Genomic DNA, 398 nt, shown 5'->3' on the forward strand with positions numbered 1-398 from the left:
CAGAACAAGGACATCGACGAGCAATCGGAGCTGTACTTCTTCATCCCGCACGACGGCGAACTCGCCCAGCGGCTGAAGGCCGACGCGCAGACGAACGTCACCTACGCCAACCCCGAGAAGGACAGCTACGTGTCGCTCTCCGGCACCGCCGGCTTCATCGAGGACAAGGCCCGCAAGGAGGCCCTGTGGTCGCCCGCGGCCAAGGCCTGGTTCCCCAAGGGCATCGACGATCCCAACCTGGCGCTGCTCGTGGTCCGCATCCAGCACGCCGAGTACTGGGACGTGAAGGAAAGCAAGATGACCCAGCTCTTCAAGATGGCCAAGGCGGCCGTTACCGGCAACCCGCCGAACATGGGCGAGCACAAGGAACTCTCGCTGTCCTGAGGCCCGACCTGACC

At 64.3% G+C, this 398-nt stretch carries 1 protein-coding gene; it reads left to right on the plus strand.

Features of this window, described 5'->3' with window-relative positions; translation table 11 throughout:
* On the plus strand, window positions 1-384 hold a 384-nt coding region (locus tag GVL52_RS32600; RefSeq protein WP_160012799.1), incomplete at its 5' end, for a pyridoxamine 5'-phosphate oxidase family protein.
* Window positions 385-398: the final 14 nt, after the last annotated feature.

It is taken from the genome of Rhizobium sp. 18055, assembly GCF_902706285.1.
Taxonomy (GTDB): Bacteria; Pseudomonadota; Alphaproteobacteria; order Rhizobiales; family Rhizobiaceae; genus Rhizobium.